The sequence below is a fragment of the Pseudomonas sp. MWU16-30323 genome, from assembly GCF_020515595.1.
GTDB classification, from domain to species: domain Bacteria; phylum Pseudomonadota; class Gammaproteobacteria; order Pseudomonadales; family Pseudomonadaceae; genus Aquipseudomonas; species Aquipseudomonas yamanorum.
The window spans coordinates 20,728-38,659 of the sequence record NZ_JAIWYM010000037.1; the positions used below are offsets into that span (position 1 = coordinate 20,728).

Annotated in this window: 13 protein-coding genes; 7 read left to right on the plus strand and 6 right to left on the minus strand. The window is 64.7% G+C overall.

Annotation, left to right across the window (positions count from 1 at the left end):
- Positions 1–38 precede the first annotated feature (38 nt).
- Positions 39–1,271 (minus strand): acyl-CoA dehydrogenase family protein, encoded by a 1,233-nt coding sequence (locus tag LIY45_RS27050; protein ID WP_177021448.1) that lies wholly within the window; start codon positions 1,269–1,271, stop codon positions 39–41.
- 412 nt (positions 1,272–1,683) lie between these two features.
- Here LIY45_RS27050 and LIY45_RS27055 point away from each other — a divergent pair, with 412 nt between their 5' ends.
- The 7 genes from LIY45_RS27055 to LIY45_RS27085 all read left to right on the plus strand — a co-directional run bounded on the left by LIY45_RS27055 (position 1,684) and on the right by LIY45_RS27085 (position 10,011).
- Positions 1,684–2,727 (plus strand): ABC transporter substrate-binding protein, encoded by a 1,044-nt coding sequence (locus LIY45_RS27055; RefSeq protein ID WP_102605260.1) that lies wholly within the window; start codon positions 1,684–1,686, stop codon positions 2,725–2,727.
- A 16-nt stretch (positions 2,728–2,743) separates the two neighbouring features.
- Positions 2,744–3,475 carry a class II aldolase/adducin family protein gene (locus LIY45_RS27060; protein WP_003216972.1) on the plus strand — a complete coding sequence of 244 codons (732 nt, stop codon included), beginning with the start codon at positions 2,744–2,746 and terminating at the stop codon, positions 3,473–3,475.
- 159 nt (positions 3,476–3,634) lie between these two features.
- The gene (locus tag LIY45_RS27065) at positions 3,635–4,810 is read left to right on the plus strand and encodes an LLM class flavin-dependent oxidoreductase (protein ID WP_177051284.1); all 1,176 of its coding nucleotides are present in this window, start codon (positions 3,635–3,637) and stop codon (positions 4,808–4,810) included.
- A 3-nt stretch (positions 4,811–4,813) separates the two neighbouring features.
- Positions 4,814–6,364, plus strand: a complete 1,551-nt coding sequence (locus tag LIY45_RS27070; RefSeq protein WP_226478195.1) for an ABC transporter substrate-binding protein — start codon at positions 4,814–4,816, stop codon at positions 6,362–6,364.
- Complete coding sequence (locus LIY45_RS27075; protein ID WP_177068038.1) at positions 6,357–7,403, plus strand: ABC transporter permease; 1,047 nt, start codon at positions 6,357–6,359, stop codon at positions 7,401–7,403. The genes LIY45_RS27070 and LIY45_RS27075 overlap by 8 nt, the downstream gene beginning before the upstream one ends.
- Entirely contained in the window at positions 7,400–8,236 is an 837-nt protein-coding gene (locus tag LIY45_RS27080; RefSeq protein WP_177081528.1) for an ABC transporter permease, read from the plus strand. Before LIY45_RS27075 ends, LIY45_RS27080 begins: the two co-directional genes overlap by 4 nt.
- Complete coding sequence (locus LIY45_RS27085; RefSeq protein ID WP_087693863.1) at positions 8,233–10,011, plus strand: ABC transporter ATP-binding protein; 1,779 nt, start codon at positions 8,233–8,235, stop codon at positions 10,009–10,011. Before LIY45_RS27080 ends, LIY45_RS27085 begins: the two co-directional genes overlap by 4 nt.
- Before the next feature lie 97 nt (positions 10,012–10,108).
- Here the strand turns inward: LIY45_RS27085 and LIY45_RS27090 are convergent, their stop codons facing one another.
- The 5 genes from LIY45_RS27090 to LIY45_RS27110 form a co-directional block, all read right to left on the minus strand.
- Positions 10,109–11,188, minus strand: a complete 1,080-nt coding sequence (locus LIY45_RS27090; protein ID WP_010171267.1) for an LLM class flavin-dependent oxidoreductase — start codon at positions 11,186–11,188, stop codon at positions 10,109–10,111.
- Positions 11,189–11,207: 19 nt separating this feature from the next.
- A complete protein-coding gene (locus tag LIY45_RS27095) occupies positions 11,208–13,769 on the minus strand; it encodes a TonB-dependent receptor plug domain-containing protein (protein ID WP_087693862.1) in 2,562 nt (853 codons plus the stop codon).
- Between the two features lie 149 nt (positions 13,770–13,918).
- On the minus strand, positions 13,919–15,475 hold the full coding sequence (locus LIY45_RS27100; RefSeq protein ID WP_226478196.1) for an ABC transporter substrate-binding protein: 1,557 nt from the start codon (positions 15,473–15,475) through the stop codon (positions 13,919–13,921).
- A 4-nt stretch (positions 15,476–15,479) separates the two neighbouring features.
- Entirely contained in the window at positions 15,480–16,688 is a 1,209-nt protein-coding gene (locus LIY45_RS27105) for an LLM class flavin-dependent oxidoreductase (RefSeq protein WP_008430959.1), read from the minus strand.
- Positions 16,689–16,701: 13 nt separating this feature from the next.
- Positions 16,702–17,928 carry a lipase family protein gene (locus LIY45_RS27110; protein WP_003216992.1) on the minus strand — a complete coding sequence of 409 codons (1,227 nt, stop codon included), beginning with the start codon at positions 17,926–17,928 and terminating at the stop codon, positions 16,702–16,704.
- Positions 17,929–17,932 lie beyond the last annotated feature (4 nt).

A 17,932-nucleotide genomic window follows, 5' to 3' on the forward strand; every position in this document is an offset into this window, starting at 1 on the left:
GACCAAGCTCACTCGCCACAGGGATGTGTTGGGCTGGTCTAGCGAGTGGTAGCGCCCTGGGTTTCCTTGGCATTGAGGATCGCCGTGTACTCCCCCGGATCAATCCCGTTCAGGTAGTAGTTGCCCACATGGTGCAAGCGCCAGCGAATCGGGTCGTGGGTGGTATGCACCCGGGCGTTGCGCCAGAACCGGTCGAGGTTCCATTTGCTCAGCGACGAACTGGCCCCCAGCAACGAGAAAATATCGCTGGAGATCTTCAACGAAGCACTGTCCGAATGCGCCCGTGCCGTGGCCACCGACAGGATCAATTCGTCCTGCAGTTCCTTGTTCTCCGGGTCCAGCTCATGTGCGTCGAACACCCGCGCCGCATCCCGCAGCAGCGACTCGGCTGCACGCAGGGCCACCGCGTATTCACCGATTTGCTTGATGATGTGCGGCTCTTCATTGGCGTGGTCCACGCCGCTTTCCACCCAGGGCCGGGCGTTGTGCTTGAGGTACTCCACCGCCGCGGTCAGCGCGCCCGAGGCAATCCCGGTATCGATCGCCGCATGCAGGATCTGCGGGAAGGTCAGGCCGGTGCGTTTCATCGGGCCCTTGCGCTTCGAAACGAAGTCTTCATCCAGCTCGATATTGTCGAAATTCACCGTGCCGCTGACCGAGTTTTTCTGGCCGAAGGCTTCCCAGTCATCCACCAGGGTCAGGCCCGGTGCGTTGCGGTTGAGCAGCACGCCGGCGCCGCCGTCATCCGAGGCCGCGGTCAGGGAGATCCATTCGGCAAGGTAGGAACCGGTGGAGTAGAACTTGCTGCCATTGAGTACCAGCTTGCCATCTGCACGCCGCTCGACGCGGGTCTTGAGGGCGAACTTGTTCTTGCCGCCGACTTCCGCCAGGGCGTTGCCAAAGCGCTTGCCGGCCAGCACATCGGCCACCAGGCGATCACGCACCGCATCCGGATAGCCGTTGAAGATGCCCCGCAGCATCACGTTGTGAATCTGCAGCAACTGGCCCACACCACCATCGGCCACCGAGACCAGGCGCACGGTTTCGACGATGGTTTGCACCGAGGCCCCCAGCCCGCCGAATGCCTTGGGCACACCGATGGCGGTCAGGCCGCTTTGGGACAGCAGTTGCGCCTGGCGCCACGGCAACTGGCCGTTCTGGCTGCTGTCGGCGGCAATCGCGGCGATCTCCACGGCGATCTCCTTGGCTGCGGCAATGGCTTCGGCCTCGCTGTGCAGTTGGCGTACCGGTACCTGTTCGAACGTACTCATAGTTTCTTCCCCTGATTTGGCCCGTGTGTTTAAGCCCCTCTGCAGGAGCCGGCTTGCCAGCGATGGACTCAAGTGCACCGCGTAAACCCGTCAGTACACGTCATCGTTAACCACCATCGCTGGCACGCCAGCTCCTACAGGGGATTGCGCTGGATGTCGGGCATTGAAGGTGCCTTGAGCAAGTTCTGCGCCAATGCCGAAAACCACCCCTGGCGGGGCCTGCGATAACGGAGTGTTGCTGGGGCAGCAGTGGCGAACGGGTGACTGCTGGGCCAGCAGCAGCGCTGCTGACAGGCCAGCAACAGTACTTCGACTCTTTGCGCCAAAGCCCTGCAAACCGGGGCTTTGGCCAATTGGCACGGCCTCTGCAATACCTCCATGGACTGCCTTGCCCAATTCAATGGAGCTGCCCATGACCCTTTCCGCGATCCTGCCCAAGCCAGCGCTTGAGCAGATCTGGTTTACCCGCTGCCCGGTACCGACCGCCTCCGGCATCGCCTACAAACTCGGTTGGCTGGGCGACGAATTCGCCGCCGACGGCCTGTCGGTCTCGACCTTGCAGGAGGCCCGTCAACTGGGCCATCACCACTACGATCACGAGCTGCCGGGGCTGTTTCGCGAAGGCGGTAATGTGCCGGCATTGGCCGCCCGTGCCGCCGGCGCGCCGAGCCGTTTGATCGGCCTGACCTGGATCGAGGAATGGCAAACCATCCTGGTCCGCCCGGACTCCGGCATCACGCGTCCCGAGCATTTGAAAGGCAAGCGCCTGGCCTTGCCGGCCTGGGGTGACAGCCGTCCGGGGAGCATCGCCCGGGCCATGAGCCTGCACGGTTACAAAGGCGCGTTGAGCCTGGCCGGCCTGGGCTTTGATGACGTGCAACTGGTGGAGGTCGCGCTGCACGATCAGGAGCAGGCGCCCAACCCACAGGAAGGTTTGCAACGCCTGTGGTCGGGCCTCGATTACCTGGCGCGCGGCGAAGTGGACGCGGTGTACGTCAAGGGCGCTTCGGCCGCCGACGCCGCGCGCCGTCTGGGCCTGGTGGTGGGCATCGACCTGGACCTGATCGCCGAGCCGCGCTACCGCATCAACAACGGCACGCCGCGCCCGATCACTGTCCACCAGAGCCTGCTGGACAACCACTTTGACCTGGTGGTGCGTTTCCTCGCACAAACCCTGAACGCGGCTGACTGGGCCGCGAACAATCGCGACGGCCTGAACGCGATTCTCGAAGAAGAAACCCGCGCCGGCAGTGCCGGTGTGGCCGAGGCCTATCGCGGTGATTTCCATACCACCCTGGCGCCGGACCTGTCGGCCGAGCGCCTGGATTTCCTCGGCATCCAGAAAGACTTCCTGTACCTGCACGGCTTCCTGGAGCGCGATTTTGCGATCGCCGACTGGGTCGACCCGCGCCCTCTGCAAGCTGCCCATGAACTGTTGGCCAAGCGCCGCGCCTGAACCCGGAGAAATTGCCATGACTGCCATTGTCCACGCCCAACCGATCACCCAGGAACTGCAGGCCTTTATCGACAAGGTCCTGCTGGAAGCCGAAGAAGCCTTCACGGTCTTCCGCGAAACCAACACCATCACCGCCAACGGCACCGTAGGCTTTATTGAGCGCGTGCCGGGCCAGGAACTGCTGGTGTCGGTCAACTACGGCGGCCCGTGGAACTACCGCAAGCCGCTGCAGGCCACCGTCACCGACTTTGCCGGCAACGTGATTGTCGGCAAGGGCAAGGGCGGCCTGGGGCGCTACACCAAGCTGTTCCAGCAGCATGCAGACGTGACCACCGTGTCCCACGTGCACTCGCCGTACCTTGGGGCCTGGGCCCAGACCCACCGCACGCTGCCGTTCCATTACGTGCCGGTGCAGCGTTACCAGTTGGCGCGGGAACTGCCGGTGTACATCGACCGTCGCCAGCAGGAAGTGGATTTCATCCTCGACAAGATCGCGGAAAACCCCTTCAACCTGGCGATCCTCGAAGCCAACGGCGGCTCCACGGTGTGGGGCAAGCAGGGGTTGCGGGCCACGGCTGAGTTCATCCTGTTGCTGGAAGAGGGCGCGCAACTGCAATTGCTGGCGGATGCCCTGGGCGGTTCGCGGGCATACGGGCCGGGGGTGTTGACCCAGCAGTGGAAGATGAGTGGGTTGTTTGAGCAAGCCACGGCGCTGGGCCTGGTCCCCGCCATCGACCGCAAAAACTGAACACACCCTTATCACGGTGACTGAAACCACCACGCCCCCTGTATGAGCCGGCTTGCCGGCGATAGCGGTGCATCAGGCGACATTCCTGTTGGATGTGCCACCGTCATCGCCGGTAAGCCGGCTCCTACAAGGGGCGGTTCCATTCAAGGATGTTGCCCCATGGCGGTAAAAATTCTCTGGTACCTCACCACCCCCGACGGCCCTTATCCCTGGGAGCCCGAAGGGCGCTGGAAGACCGACTTCCAGCATCTCAAGCAACTCGCGGTCGCCAGTGATCGCCTGGGTTTCTACGGCTCGCTGCTGGGCTCCAGCCCCAACGAAAGCCTGGCGGTGGCCGCCTCGCTGATCGACGCCACCCAGCGCCTGCGTTTCCTGGTGGCGCAACACCCGGGCGAGCTGTCACCGGCAGTCCTGGCCAAATGGGCCCTGACCTTCGACCAATTCTCCAATGGCCGCCTGCTGTTCAACGTGGTCAATGGCAATGATGCGGGCCTGGCGACCCTCGGCGTGCATTACCCCCACGATGAGCGCTACGCCTTCAGCCTCGAATACTGGCGCGCCTTCCAGGGCTTCTATGCCGGCGATACTCGGGGTTATGACGGCCAATACGTCAAGCTCGCACCGCGTGCGCCGGGAGCGGCCAAGCATCCGCTGGGCGGCTGGCATCCGCCGTACCAGAAACCGGGCATCCCGCTGTGGGGCGCCGGCACCTCGGGGCCAGGGGTGGAACACTCGGTGCAATTGCTGGACGTGTACCTGAGCTTCGCCAATACGCCGCCAAAGCTGGGGGACAAGTTCCGCAAGGTCGCCGCCGAAGCCGCGAAGATCGGCCGTGAGCTGACCTTCGGTACCCGCCTGCAAATCATCGTGCGCGAGACCGAAGAAGAAGCCTGGGCCCACGCCGAGAAACTGCTGCAACGCACCTCGCTGCAAACTGCGCGCAATGCCATCGAGCGCCAGTTGCCACCCGGGGTGAGCTTCGAGGATTACCACAGCGACGACCCGCAAACCCAGCGCAACGTCGAGACCATTCGCGCCGGCCGCCTGCCCACGGCTCGCGAGCTGGAGATCTACCCTAACGTGTGGCTCGGCCCGAGCCTGTTCGGCTTCAACATCCTCGGCCCGGCCGCCGGCACTTACCTGGTGGGCAGCGCCGAACAAGTGGCCGAGCGTATCCGTGAGTACGAAGCCCAGGGCACCTCGGCGTTCATCCTGTCGGGTTTCCCGCTGATCGATGAGGCGCACCGGGTGGCAGACCTGCTGTTCCCGTTGCTCGACCTGGACCATGGTTTTGATGTGCCGCGTCTGAACGCCGTGCAGCAGCAAGAGGCGTAGCTGATGAGCGAAGGATTTTCCCGCCGAGTGTTTCTCGGCAACAGCCTGGCCATCGGCGGCGGCTTGCTGCTGGGTGGTTGTGACAGCGGGGCGGCGCCGACTGCGGTGTTGTCGACCACACCGACCACCGGCGGACGCCTGCGCATCGGCATTATCGACGGCGACCAGTCCGGCAACCTCGATGCCCACAAACCGGTGGGCGGCGGGATCATTCGCGGCTGGGCGCTGTACAGCAAGTTCTGGGAATGGAACACCGACGTCAGTACCCGCCTGGCCCTGGCCGAGTTCGCCGAGCCGAACGCCGATGCCAGCGCCTGGACCATCCGCATCAAGCCGGGCCTGGAGTTCCACCACGGCAAGACCATCGGCGCCGACGACATGCTGTTCTCGCTGCTGCGCCTCACCGATCCGAAACTTGCCTCGCCGTTTGCCGGACTGGTGGGCGCCATCGACCGCAATGCGCTGCGCAAGCTGGATGAACGCACCATCGAAATCCGTTTCAAGGAGGGCCAGAGCTTTTTCCCGCTGGATGAAACCCTGATCAGCTTCGGCGGCATCGTGCCCACCGACTACGACCCCATCACCAATCCGGTGGGTGCCGGCCCCTACAACCTCAAGCGCTTCGTGCCCGGCCAGCGCTCGCTCTACAGCCGGTTCGAGAATTACTACAAACCCGGCCAGCCTTATGCCGACGAACTGGAAATCATCGAATTCAAGGACCAGGTCTCGCGGGTGGCCGCATTGCGTGCCGGGCAGATCGATGTCGCCAGCGGCGTGCAGGCCGAGCACAGCGCGCTGCTCAAGGCCGACTCGCGCCTGTCGCTGTGCGTGTCGCCCAGCACCTCGTTTACCGGCTTCAACCTGAACCTGGCCAAGCCGCCGTTTGACGACGTACGGGTGCGCCAGGCGTTTCGCTTGCTGGCTGATCGGCAAGAGTTGGTGGACCGGGGCCTCAACGGTTTCGGGCGCATCGCCAATGACCTGTACTCGCCCCACGACCCCACCTACAACCGCGACATTGCGCAGCGACCCCATGACCTTGAGCAAGCGCGCTCGCTGCTGCGCCAGGCCGGGCAGACCGATCTGCGGGTGGAGCTGACGACCCCGTCAGGCTCCGGCGTGAATGCCGCTTTGGTGTTTGCCCAACAGGCGAAGAAGGCTGGCGTGGAGGTCCGCGTGACCCAGGTCGACGGCGCGGTATTCAACGGCCCGCAGCGCGAGCAGTGGCAACTCTCACCGGGTTCGACCCCGGCCCGTGGGTTTCTCGCGTCGGCGTTGCACAACGACGCGCCCTTGGCGATCTACAACCGCAGCAACTTCCATGACCAGCGTTTCGATGCGCTGTATCGCCAGGCCCTGGCCCAGCCGGATGTGCAATTGCGCAAAGGCCTGGTGCACGAGGCCCAGCAGATTCAACACGAACGCGGTGGCCTGCTGATCTGGGGTTTCAACGATGTGCTGGACGCCGCCTCGGTACGGGTCGGCGGCCTTGCGCCGGAACAGACCACCTTCGCCTCCTGGCGCTTTGACGAGCTGTGGTTGAACCATGTCTAAACCCCTGCGAACGCCGGCCTGGTTATCGTGGTTTATCGGCCGCCTGGGCTACGGCCTGCTCACCGCGTGGGTGATCAGCCTGGTGGTGTTTATCGCCACCCAGGCGCTGCCATCGGACCCGGCCCGGGTGATCCTCGGCCCCGACGCGCCACTGGAAAGCATCCTCACCCTGCAACATCAACTGGGGCTGGACCAACCGATCCTGCGCCAATACCTGCGCTGGCTCGGCTCGGCCCTGAGTGGCGACCTCGGGGTGTCACTGGATTCCAACGCGCCGGTCGGCAGCATCCTGTGGGGGCGTTTCGGCTACACCCTGGCGTTGCTCGCCGGGGTGATCGCCGTGGTGGTGCCGGCGGCGCTGGGCCTCGGCGTGTACCTGGCGCTGCGCCGCGACAGCCACCTTGACCGCTGGAGCCTGTCGTTGCTGATTTTCCTCAAGGCCACGCCGGGCTTTCTGTTGGCCATCGGCCTGGTGCTGCTGTTTTCCATGCCGCATATGGACTGGTTGCCGGCGGTGTCGATCCTCGACCCGGATCAGTTGCTGCGGCGCCAGTTGCCGTTCCTGGTGCTGCCGGTTCTGGCTCTGAGCCTGTCGGCGCTGCCGTACCTCACGCGCATGGTGCGCGCCGCGATGATCGACGCGCTGGAGTCCGACTACGTGATCGCCGCACGGCTGCGGGGCATTCCCCATTGGCGGATCGTGTGGCGGCATACCTTGCCCAACGCGCTGGTCCCGGCGATCCAGGGCGTGGCGCTGACCTTGCGCACGCTGATCGGCGGCGCAGTGCTGGCCGAAGTGATCTTCAGTTACCCCGGCATCGGCACCGCCCTTAACGCGGCGATCCAGATGCGCGACTTGCCGATGATCCAGGCCATCGTGCTGGTGATCACCCTGGCGGTGGTGCTGATCAACCTGTTGGCCGACCTGTTGACGGTGCTGCTCACGCCCAAGCTGCGCACGGCCCGTCGCGTGACCCTGATTTCGCGCAACCGCCGGGGAATCACCCCGTGGTGGCGGCGCTCCCGAGGTGATGCATGAGCAAGACGCGAATTTCCCGCTGGCTGGCCGAACCGCAAACCCGCAAGGGCGCGCTGATCACCTTGCTGGTCATTGCCGTGGCGCTGTTCGGTCCGTTGCTGGCGCCCCATGGCTCGACGGACATGGTCGGGCCGGTGTACGGCGCGCCCACGGGGTGGGCGCTGCTCGGGTATGACTTCCTGGGGCATGACGTGTTGTCGCGGCTGCTCAGCGGCGGCCTCTCGGTGCTGTGGATGTCCGTGGCGGCGGCGAGCATTGCCCTGGCCGTCGGCAGTACTCTCGGCTTGCTTGCGGGGCTGTCGCGGCGGCGCCTGGACCAGTTGATCACCTGGCTGGCGGACGTGTCCCTGGCGTTCCCCGACCTGATTCTGGTGCTGTTGATTGTCTCGATGCTCGGCCGCGCGCCGTGGTTGATCGTGCTCACGGTGTCGATTGCGTTTATCCCGGGGGTGATCCGCCTGGCGCGGGCCAGCGCGGTGGCAGTGGCGGGGCAGGAGTTTGTCGAGGCCGCGCAGATGATGGGCTACTCGCGGCGGCGGATCCTGTTCAAGGAGATCCTGCCGAACATCCTTACGCCGTTGCTGGTGCACTTTGGCAACATGCTGACCTGGGGGGTGGGCATGCTCTCGGGCCTGAGCTTCCTCGGTTATGGCGTGGCGCCGCCGACGGCGGACTGGGGCTTGATGATCAATGAAAACCAGGCCGGGTTGCTGGTGCAGCCCTTGGCGGTGTTGGCCCCCGCTGTGCTGATCGGCGTGTTTGCCTATGGCACCAATATCCTCGCTGAAGGCATCGGCCGCAGCAGCGCACGCCTGGGAGAAAAACAGCCATGAATGCAATCGCGCAGATGACGACGACGGTGCTGCAGGTCAGTGGCTTGCGGGTTGAATTGGCGGGGCAGGTGGACGTGTTGTCCGGCGTGTCCTTCAGCCTGGAAGCCGGGGAAATCCTCGGGCTGGTGGGTGAGTCGGGGTCCGGCAAGACCACCTTGGCTACCGCGCTGCTGGCCCATGCCCGACGCGGCGCACAGATTGTCGGTGGCCAGGTGCATGTCGCGGGCCAGGCGTTATTGGGCCTGGAAGGTGAAGCGTTGCGCCGTGCCCGTGGCAGCCTGATCGGTTATGTCGCCCAGGACCCGGCCACGGCGCTCAACCCGGCGTTGCGCATTGGCAGCCTGTTGGATGAAACCCTGGCGGTGCATCAACTGCGCCTGGACAAGGCGGCGCAGCGACAGCGCATCATTGAAACCTTGCGTGATGTCGGCTTGCCGGATGACCCGCAGTTCTTGCGCCGTTTCCCTCATCAACTGTCCGGCGGCCAGCAACAGCGAGTGATGCTGGCCCTGGCGTTTGTGCTGCAACCGCGGCTGATCGTGCTGGACGAACCGACCACCGCCCTGGACGTCACCACCCAGGCGCATATCCTCGCCACCTTGCGCCGCTTGTGCAAAAGCCAGGGCGTGGCGGCGGTGTATGTGTCCCATGACCTGGCGGTGATCAAGGACCTGGTGGACCGGGTGATGGTGATGTACGCCGGGCGGATTGTTGAAACGGCTACTCGGGACGCCTTGTTCAGTCGGCCATCCCATCCCTACACCCGGGGCTTGTTGGCGGCGATTCCCGATGTGGCCGGGCGCCGAGAATTACGGGCGATTGGCGGGCATGCCCCCGCGCCTGGGCAGCGGCCTCAAGGCTGTGGCTTCGGGCCGCGGTGCGAGCGTTTTCGGGCAGGGTGTTCGCAGCAGGAACCGCTATTGCAGCCGCTGTCGCCAGGGCATGAAGTGGCGTGTCTTGCACCCCATGGTCAGCCGTTGCAGCGCATCGCCCTGGCGCCGATTGCTGCGGTGGACGCGCGCACCGACAAGGCCTTGCTGGAAATCAGCGGGTTGAACGTGGCGTACGACCGCCAGGTGCTGTTTGACGTGTCCCTGCAATTGCTGCCGGGGGAGTGCCTGGCGCTGGTGGGCGAGTCCGGTTCCGGCAAGACCAGCCTGGCGCGGGCCGTTGCCGGGTTGGGGGAGAATGCCGAAGGCGAGCTGCGTTACGCGGGGCAACCGCTGCCGTTACAGGCACGGCAGCGCGAGGCGGGCTTGCGGCACCAGATTCAGTACATCTTCCAGAACCCGTACCGGGCATTGAATCCCCGGCAGACGGTGTACCAAACCTTGAGCGCACCGCTGGAGCACTTCTTTGCGGTTAAAGGCAGTGCCGCGCGTGAGCGGGTGGAGGCGGTGCTCAAGCGGGTGTCGCTGCCGGCTTCGGTGGGCGAGTTGTATCCCCATAGCCTGTCCGGCGGTGAGCGCCAGCGCGTGGCAATTGCCCGGGCATTGCTGTGCGAACCGAAGCTGCTGATCTGCGATGAAATCACCTCGGCGCTGGACGTCTCGGTGCAGGCGTCGATTCTGGATTTGCTGCGCCAGTTGCAGCGGGACGGGTTGACGTTGCTGTTCGTCACCCATGACCTGGGCGTGGTGCGGGCGATTGCCGACCGGGTGTTGGTGCTGAAGGTCGGGCGGGTGGTGGAGCAGGGCGCGGTGGATAGCGTGCTGGATCAGCCGCAGGCGGCGTATACGCAGACATTGCTGGAGCATTCGCCATCGCTGGGCTGATTGGCACTGCTGCGCAGTGATCGCCGGCAAGCCGGCGCCTACGGTAAAAGGCGCACACCTGTAGGAGCCGGCTTGCCGGCGATAGCGGAGGCCGCCTTTACGCGGCCTTGCGGCGCCGAGCCTCTTCGCGCACCGCCGGGATGATCCACCGCCCATAATCCACGGTGTCATACAGCGGGTCGTACCCCCGGTTCAAAAACGTCGTGACCCCCAGATCCACATAATCCAGCAGCGCCTGGGCCACGGTCTCCGGTGTGCCCACCAATGCCGTGGTGTCGCCATACGCCCCAACGGCCGTCGCCGTCGGCATCCACAACGCGCGGTCATGCCGATCGCCTAAAGCCGCCGCTGCCAGCAACCGTTCCGATCCCGTTCCCTTGATCCGCTTCTGCCACGGGCTGCCCGCCGCGAACTGCGGGTTGGCCTTGATCTGCTCCAGAATCTGCTCGGCCCGCTGCCAGGCCAGTTCCTCGGTCGCGCCCAAGATAAGGCGCACCGACAAACTCACCCTTGGCGCCTGTACACCCGCCGCACTGGCCGCCGCCTTGAGCTTGGCAATCTGCTCCGCCACACCGCTCAACGGTTCGCCCCACAGCGCATACAGGTCCGCATGCTTGACCGCAATCTGGTAGGCAATGTCCGACGAGCCGCCAAACGAAATCGGGATATGCGGCTGTTGCAGCGGCTTGACCGGGGAAAACGCGCCCTTGATGTTGAAGTACTTGCCCTCGAAGTCGAAAGGCTCCTCGGCGGTCCAGGTGCGCCGCACGATCTCCAGGTATTCGTCGGTGCGTTGGTAGCGCTCGGTCTTGTCCAGCAGGAAGTCGCCTTCCTGGGGTTCGGCGGTGATGCCGGTGATGGCATGCAGGCGAATGCGCCCGCCGCCGGTGGTGTGGTCCAGCGTGGCAAACGCGCGGGCTGCGACCGTCGGCGCAGTGAGCCCCGGGCGGTGGGCGATCATGAAGCCCAGGCGCTCGGTGTGCGCCGCCGCGTAGGCGGCGATTTGCAGGCTGTCGGCGCTGCCGGGCCCGCTGGCGATCAGTACCCGGTCAAAGCCTGCGTGTTCATGGGCGCGGGCGTGGTGGCGGATAAAGTCGAGGTCGAAATCCGGGCTGCGCACGCCACGGGTCTCGGACCATTGGCGGGGGAAGATCATGCCGACAAATTCAATGGACATGCTGGGGCTCCTTTGAGGGTTAGAACTGGTAGTCGACCTGGGCCAGCAAGGTGCGGCCCGGCATCGGTTGCAGGAAGGTGTTGGTGGAGCCGGCCAGGCCGCTGACGAAGTTCAGTTCGTTGGTCAGGTTCAGCACGCGCAAGGTGGTGCTCCACTGCGGCTGGCGGTAGTACACGGCAAGGTCGAGGTTGTATTCGTTGGGGATCTTTACGGTCTTGCTCAGGTTCAGGTACCAGTTGCTGGTCCACCAGCCGGACAGCTCGGCGCCAAAGCCCGAGTCGAAGCGGTAGTCGACGTAGCCACTGGCGGTGTATTCGGGAATCTGCACCGCGTCGAAACGCCCGGAAGGTCGCTGGTTGAGGCTGTTGTTATCGCCGAACACCGTGCCGTTGTCGGGCACGAACCCGGCCGATGCAAATCCCGCCTGGGAGGTGAATTCGTTGTAGGCATTGAGCTTGGACAGGTTCAGGCCGCTGCGCAGGTGGTCATCCGGCTGATAGCGCACGGTGGCTTCCACGCCCTTGATCACCAGCCGCGCGATGCTGTTGTTGCTGTCTGGCGCCTGGTCCCGAGCCTGCTTGAACGCGGCCAGGGTCATGAACAATTGGTTGGGCACCGCTTCGACCTTCACGCCCACTTCGTGCAACACGCTCAGGCTTTGGAACGCCAACGGGTTGAGCTGGTTGGCGCCACTGCCGCTGCCCCAGCCCAGGCCGTTGGAGAAGAACCCGGTGTTGACCGCCAGCGAGCGATCGAAGGTGTAGTACAGCGTGGTGTTTTCCGTGGGCTTGACGTAGGGGCTGACCTGGAACGCGAACAGCCGGTAGTTGTCGCTGTCCTTGCGCGGGTTGCCGCCGGCGAGCACGAACGGGTTGTCGATCTCGGCCTCGATCCAGCTGCGGCTGGCACCGATGTTCAGGCCGAAGTAGTCGCCGTACTTGAGGTTGTGCTGGCTGAACAGGGTCTTGGTGGTCCAGGTGCTTTCGGCGGTGTAGGGCGCTACAGACTCGGCGTAGAGCCCGTGCCCGGCCGGGTACATCGGTGGCAGGTTCAGCCAGCCGTAGTAGTTGGAATACTGCGGCACGCCGGGCTGGCCGATCCATGCGCCATTGCCGCCGGCGGGGTTGGCACCGGTAAGGCCCAGCAGGTCGCCGGGGTTCTTGCCCGAGGGGTTCTGGGTCAGGTCATAGGCGTTGATGGTGGAGCCGAAGCTGTTATTGGCCGCAATCGATTGGTTGAATTCGCGGCGATAGATCAGGCCGGTGTTGCTGTCATCCCGCAGGGTCCAGCCGCCCAGGCGGGTTTCATTGCGCGAGCGGAATTCGAAGCGGTTGTCGAAGATGTTGTCTTTGGACTGCACCTGGAACGAACCCACGGCATCGGTGATGTCCTTGGAGCGTTCGTAGAACGTGCTGTTGGCCAGCGTGATGGTGGGCGACAAGTCGGCCTCGACGCGCAGTTGCGTGGTAAAGCGCCGGGAGCTGCTTTCGTCTTCCTTGCGTTGCCCGGTTTGCGAGGACAGCGAGCGTTCGCCGTTGCCCGCCAGCGTCGGGTCATACACCCAGCCCCGCAGGCTGCCGGGGTTGCTCTGGGTGTTGGGCGAGGCGGTCTGGAAGCTGCCGTCCACCACGCTGTATTGGCCCTGGGCATTGCGCTGGCGCTTGACCCAGCCGAGGGTTGGCGCATCGGCGGCGCCAGAGGCCAGCACCGGCGACCACAGGGTGTTGCCGTTCTGGATAATCGGCGTGGCGCGCCCGGCGTAGTACTTGCCGTTGTCCACCAGGTCCTGGGTGGCGCGGTTCCAGCCGTGGGTGATGTTGTAGTCGTAGTAGTTGTCGTAGCTGGCGTTCCAGTCCACCCGCACGTTGTCGTTGCGCCAGGCGAGGGCGCCGTAGAACGCGTCGAAATTGTTGTCGACGTTGTCGTAGAAGTCCTGCTGGCGCTGCTTGGTGATGCTCAGGCGATAGGCCAGGTTGTCGTTCAGTGGCCCGGTATTGTCGATGCTGAATTTGTTGGAACTGCGGGACGTGCCGTCCGGTATCCACGAGCCCAGTTCACCGCTGAGCTTGGTCTTGAACTCATTGAAGTCGGGTTTCTTGCTCAGGTAGTTCACATAGCCGCCGCTGCCGGACACCGAACCGTAGGTGACCGACGACGGCCCGGCGACGATGTCGGCGCCTTCGTAGGCGTTGAAGTTCGCCGGGTGGCGCACGCCGTAACCGCGCTGGCCGTCCTGGAATACCTCGGAGCCCTGGGCGCGAAACTGCGGGGCGATGCCGGCGTTCTGGCCGCCGCCCCGGGTGATGCCGGGGGCGTATTTGACCAGGTCATCGGCGCTGCGGATCGAGTCGTTGGCCAACTGCTCGGCGTTGATCTGCACCACCGAACGCGGCGTGTCGAGGACCTTGGTCTCCGTGCCGCCGTACACCGACGTCGGCGGGCGGGTGGGCAGGGCATCATCATCGGACTGGCTGGCACTGGCCTGCACGGTCACGGTTTGCAGTTGGGTATCGGCGGCAAACGCCTGGATTGGCAGGCTTGCGGCCAGCAGCAGAGGTAAACGCAAGGCGATAGCGTGCATGGCAGAGGTGCCCCATAAAAAACAATGAAGAGCGCACGGTCCCTTGTAGGAGCCGGCTTGCCGGCGATGAGGCCCTTGGGCCCTGCGCCGGTCGACCGGACGCCATCGCCGGCAAGCCGGCTCCTACAGGGCGATGCGTTGTAAGTGGGTCAGGCCGTGTCTTTGAGCCAGAGCTTTTCAAAGCGCCAGGTGCTGAACAGCGACTCTTCCGACTGCGCCCCGCCGACGCGGGTGGAAACGCTGTCGAGCAAGTCGGCGTAGCCCCAGATCAGCATCCCGCCGCGCTCGTACTGGATCTGCTGGACCTGATGCACCAGGGCCTTGCGTTTTTCCAGGTCGGGCTGGGCCATGGCGGCCAGGAACAGCTCGCTGAATTGCGGGTCGTTGAAGTGGGTCTTGTTGGACACCGCAAACGGCGCGTCGGTATGGATCGCACTGGCCAGGAACGGCGCGCCGATGCTGCCGCCGGTGCTCAGGGTCCAGTCGTTTTTCAACGGGCCCTGGAAAGTCGCCAGGTCCACCTGCTTGACCTTCAGGGTCACGCCAATGCGCTTGGCCTGCTCGGCCAGCACCAGCGCCGAACTCAAGCCAGGCCCCGGAGTGGTGATCAATTCCACCTCGAGGTTTTCCTGGCCGGCGTCCTTGAGCAGTTGCGCCGCCCGTTGCGGGTCGTAGGGGCGTGGCCCGAGGTCGTGGTTGAAGGTCGGGTCGCTGGGCGCATACAGGTCATTGGCCACCCGGCCCTGGCCATTCAACGCGCGGCGCATCAGTTCTTCGCGGTCGGCCATCAGGCGAAACGCTTCGCGCACCCGTGGGTCGTTGAACGGCGGCTTGTCGAGGTTCATGTCGAACGACAGCCAGTTACCGGTCACCGAGGTGATCACCTTCAGGCGCGGGTCCTTTTGCAGGATCGGCAACTGCTCGGTGGGCATCACGTTGGCCATGTCGATTTGCCCGGAACGCAGGGCGGCCAGGCGCGAGACCTGATCCTTGAAGTCGATGATCTCCAGCTCATCGGCGTAGGGCTTGCCGTCCTTGTAGTAGTTCTCGAAGCGGGTAAACAGTGAGCGTTGGCCGGGGGTGAAGCTTTTGAGCTTGTAGGGGCCGGCGCCCACCGGGTTGGTGACCGGGTGGTAGTCCACCGGCACGATGCCGCCGAAATTGACCCAGGTTTCTGCCAGCGGCATGTAGCTACGCCCCTCCCGGAAGCTCAGGCGCACGGTGCGGTTGTCGAGCTTGACCAGGTTGTCGCGGTCCACCCAGTGCAGCAGCGCCGCGTAGGGCGAGGCCAGCTGCGGGTCGGTGAGGCGGCGGATCGAGAAGATCAGGTCGTCGGCGTCGATGGTCTTGCCGTTGTGGAATTCCAGGCCGGGGCGCAGGCGCAGGGTCCAGCTGCTGGCGTCGGCATTCGGCTCCGCGAACTCGGCCAGAGCCAGGCGCGGCTGCATCTGCTCGTCCCATTCCCAGAGCTTGCTGTACAACGCAAAGCCGCGAACGATGCCGCTGCCAATGGGCTTGTGGGCATCGAGGTTGCCGCTCTGGTTGCCGTCGAGAATCCCCAGGCGCAGGCGCCCGCCGTAGCGGGGTTGATCGTTGCCGGTGACGTTTTTGGGCGTGTCAGCGGGGCCGCAACCGGCCAGCAGCAAGCCGCCGCCGACGGTCACGCTGTAGCCGAGAAAGTCCCGACGGCTAAGCAGTAGGCTCATGGCATCAGACTCCGGCCGGGCCGTTGGCGGAGCGCAGTTCCAACACCGGCTCCTGGGGACGACTCAACTCGGCGCGTTCACTGCGAAAGTGCGGCAGGATGTGCTCGCCGAGGCGGTAGGCTTCTTCCAGGTGCGGATAGCCGGCGAGGAAGAACAGGTCGATGCCGATGCTGTTGTACTCGCGAATCCGCGCCACCACGTTCTCGTAGCTGCCCACCAGCGCACAGCCCGGTGGAATACCGATGTAGCCAAAACCGGTCCATACATTGGGGTGGATGAAGAAGTCATCGAAGCCCTGGGTCTCGGTTTTTTCGCTGAAGCCGTGCTCGTAGCTGAGCTTGCGCGCCGTACGCAACCCGGCGTGGGCCGCCACGGCCTTGACCGCGCCGCGGGCGATGCCTTCGTCGAAGAAGCGTTTGGCTTCGGTGCGGGCCAGTTCTTCGGTTTCCCGGGTGATCACGTCAATCGACAGGCCGAAGCGAATGTCAGTGCGGCCCCACTTCAGCGCGCGTTCGCGCAGGTCGGCGATCAGGGCGGCGATTTCGTCCGGGTGTTCGGCGCGCATCAGGTAGAAGTCGGCGTGCTTGGCGGCAAACTCCCGGGCGGCGATAGATGAGCCGGCGGTGCAGATCAGCGGCAGCTTGGCCTTCTTCAATGGCCCGCGCAGGCCACCACCGTCGGCCTTGTAGAACTTGCCGTCGTAGTGGAAGGACTCGTTGTGCCAATAGCCCTTGACCACGTCCATGAATTCGGTGGCGCGTTCGTAGCGTTCATCGTGGTCGCTGAAGTCGCCGACCTGGCGCTGGATCACGTCCGAGCCGCCGTTGATGATGTTCCACACCAGGCGGTTGCCGGTGGCCCGCTGGTAGGTCGCCGCCTGCTGCACCGCCACCCACGGGGTGTAGTGGTAAGGCTGGAAGGCGGTGACGAATTGCAGGGTACGGGTTTCCCGGGCCAGCAGCGCGCAGACGGTCCACGGTTCTTCGCCGGTGGGCGCGTTGACCATCAGTGCGCCGCCAAAGCCGTTGATCTCCGCAGCCCTGGCGATTTGCCCGAGGTAGTCGATGTAGGTGAAATGATCACCGACACTGAAGCCCGACACCGCGCCGGTGCTGGGCCCGCCGCGATGCCAGTCGCCCCGGTTGCGCGGGTCGCCGGGCAGGAACTGGGTTTCGCCGTGCAAGGGCAGGCGGGTAAAGAATTCGATGCTCATGCAAGCCTCCTGCTTATTGCGCGGTGGGGGCGCAGATCGGGGTGATCGGCTGGTCGTTGATGACTTTGTGGGCAAACGGGATCGAGTCCTTGAGCGATGCATTGACCGTGGCACTGTGGCCCAGGCCTTTGTACAGGTGGCCTTCGACGATGGAGCCAGCCTTGCAGGCGTCCTGCATCAGCTTGACCTGGGTCGCGGCGGCCGGCGTGGTGTCTTCGGCGCCGGTGCCGATGAAAATCGGCTTCGAGGTTTTCAGCGTCGGGTAAGACACCTGCGCCAGCCACGGCGCGAGTTGCTTGCCCTTGTAGTCTTTCTTGGTGTTGGCGATGCTCAGGCCGAGGCCTTCGACATCGCCTTCGAGGGCGAACAGGCAACTGGTACGGGCCTGCTCGAAAATCGGCAGGGCCTTGTCGGTATAGAAGTCGGCGGGGTTGATGCTCGGGTCGTATTGCTGGGCGGCGAGCAACGTGTAGAAGCCGTAGGCCAGGGTGGGATCGACTTTGTTGCGCACTTCCTCGCTGGGGTTCTTCGCGTAGTCGAGGGTGTAGATCACGCCGGTGCCGATGCTGCCTTTCACTCCCAGGTCCGGAGCGTAGGTGGCGGCATAGGCGGCTGCGGCGAAGGCGCCGGCACCGCCCTGGGACTGGCCGACGATCAGCACTTTGTCGGCCAGCCCGGGTACGCCGGCCACCACGGCCTTGGCGGCGTCGAGAATCCCGTAGGCGGCCATGCGGCTGTTCAGCAGCGGATGCCCACCGGGTACGCCGAGGCCCTGGTAGTCGGTGGCGACGACGGCAAAGCCTTCGGCCAGCCAGCGATTGAGGTAGGCCACGTCACGGTAGGAGCGACCTTGCCACGACGGCGCACACACATCTGCCACGCCCACGGTGCCATGGCCCCAACTCGCCACTGGCCAGCCACCGGCAGGCGGCGTGCCTTTGGGCAGGAACAACGCGCCGGACACCACGATCGGTGTCTTGTTATCGATGCCGTCGGTGGAGCTGTACAGGATGCGTTGGGCGCTGGCGGCATTGGCCAGGCTCAGGGTGTTGTCCAGCGGCTCGCTGCGCAGCAGTTTGCCGGGAACGGCCGGGATGGCTTTTTCCCAGGTGTAGAAAGCCGAGACGCGGCCATCACCTTGCAGCGGGTCAGGTTTGGGGGCGTAGGTGTCGGCAGCAAACACGCTCATGGACAGGGCCAGGACGCTGAGGCCGAAGGCAAAGGAGTGCGGCAGTTTCATGCTC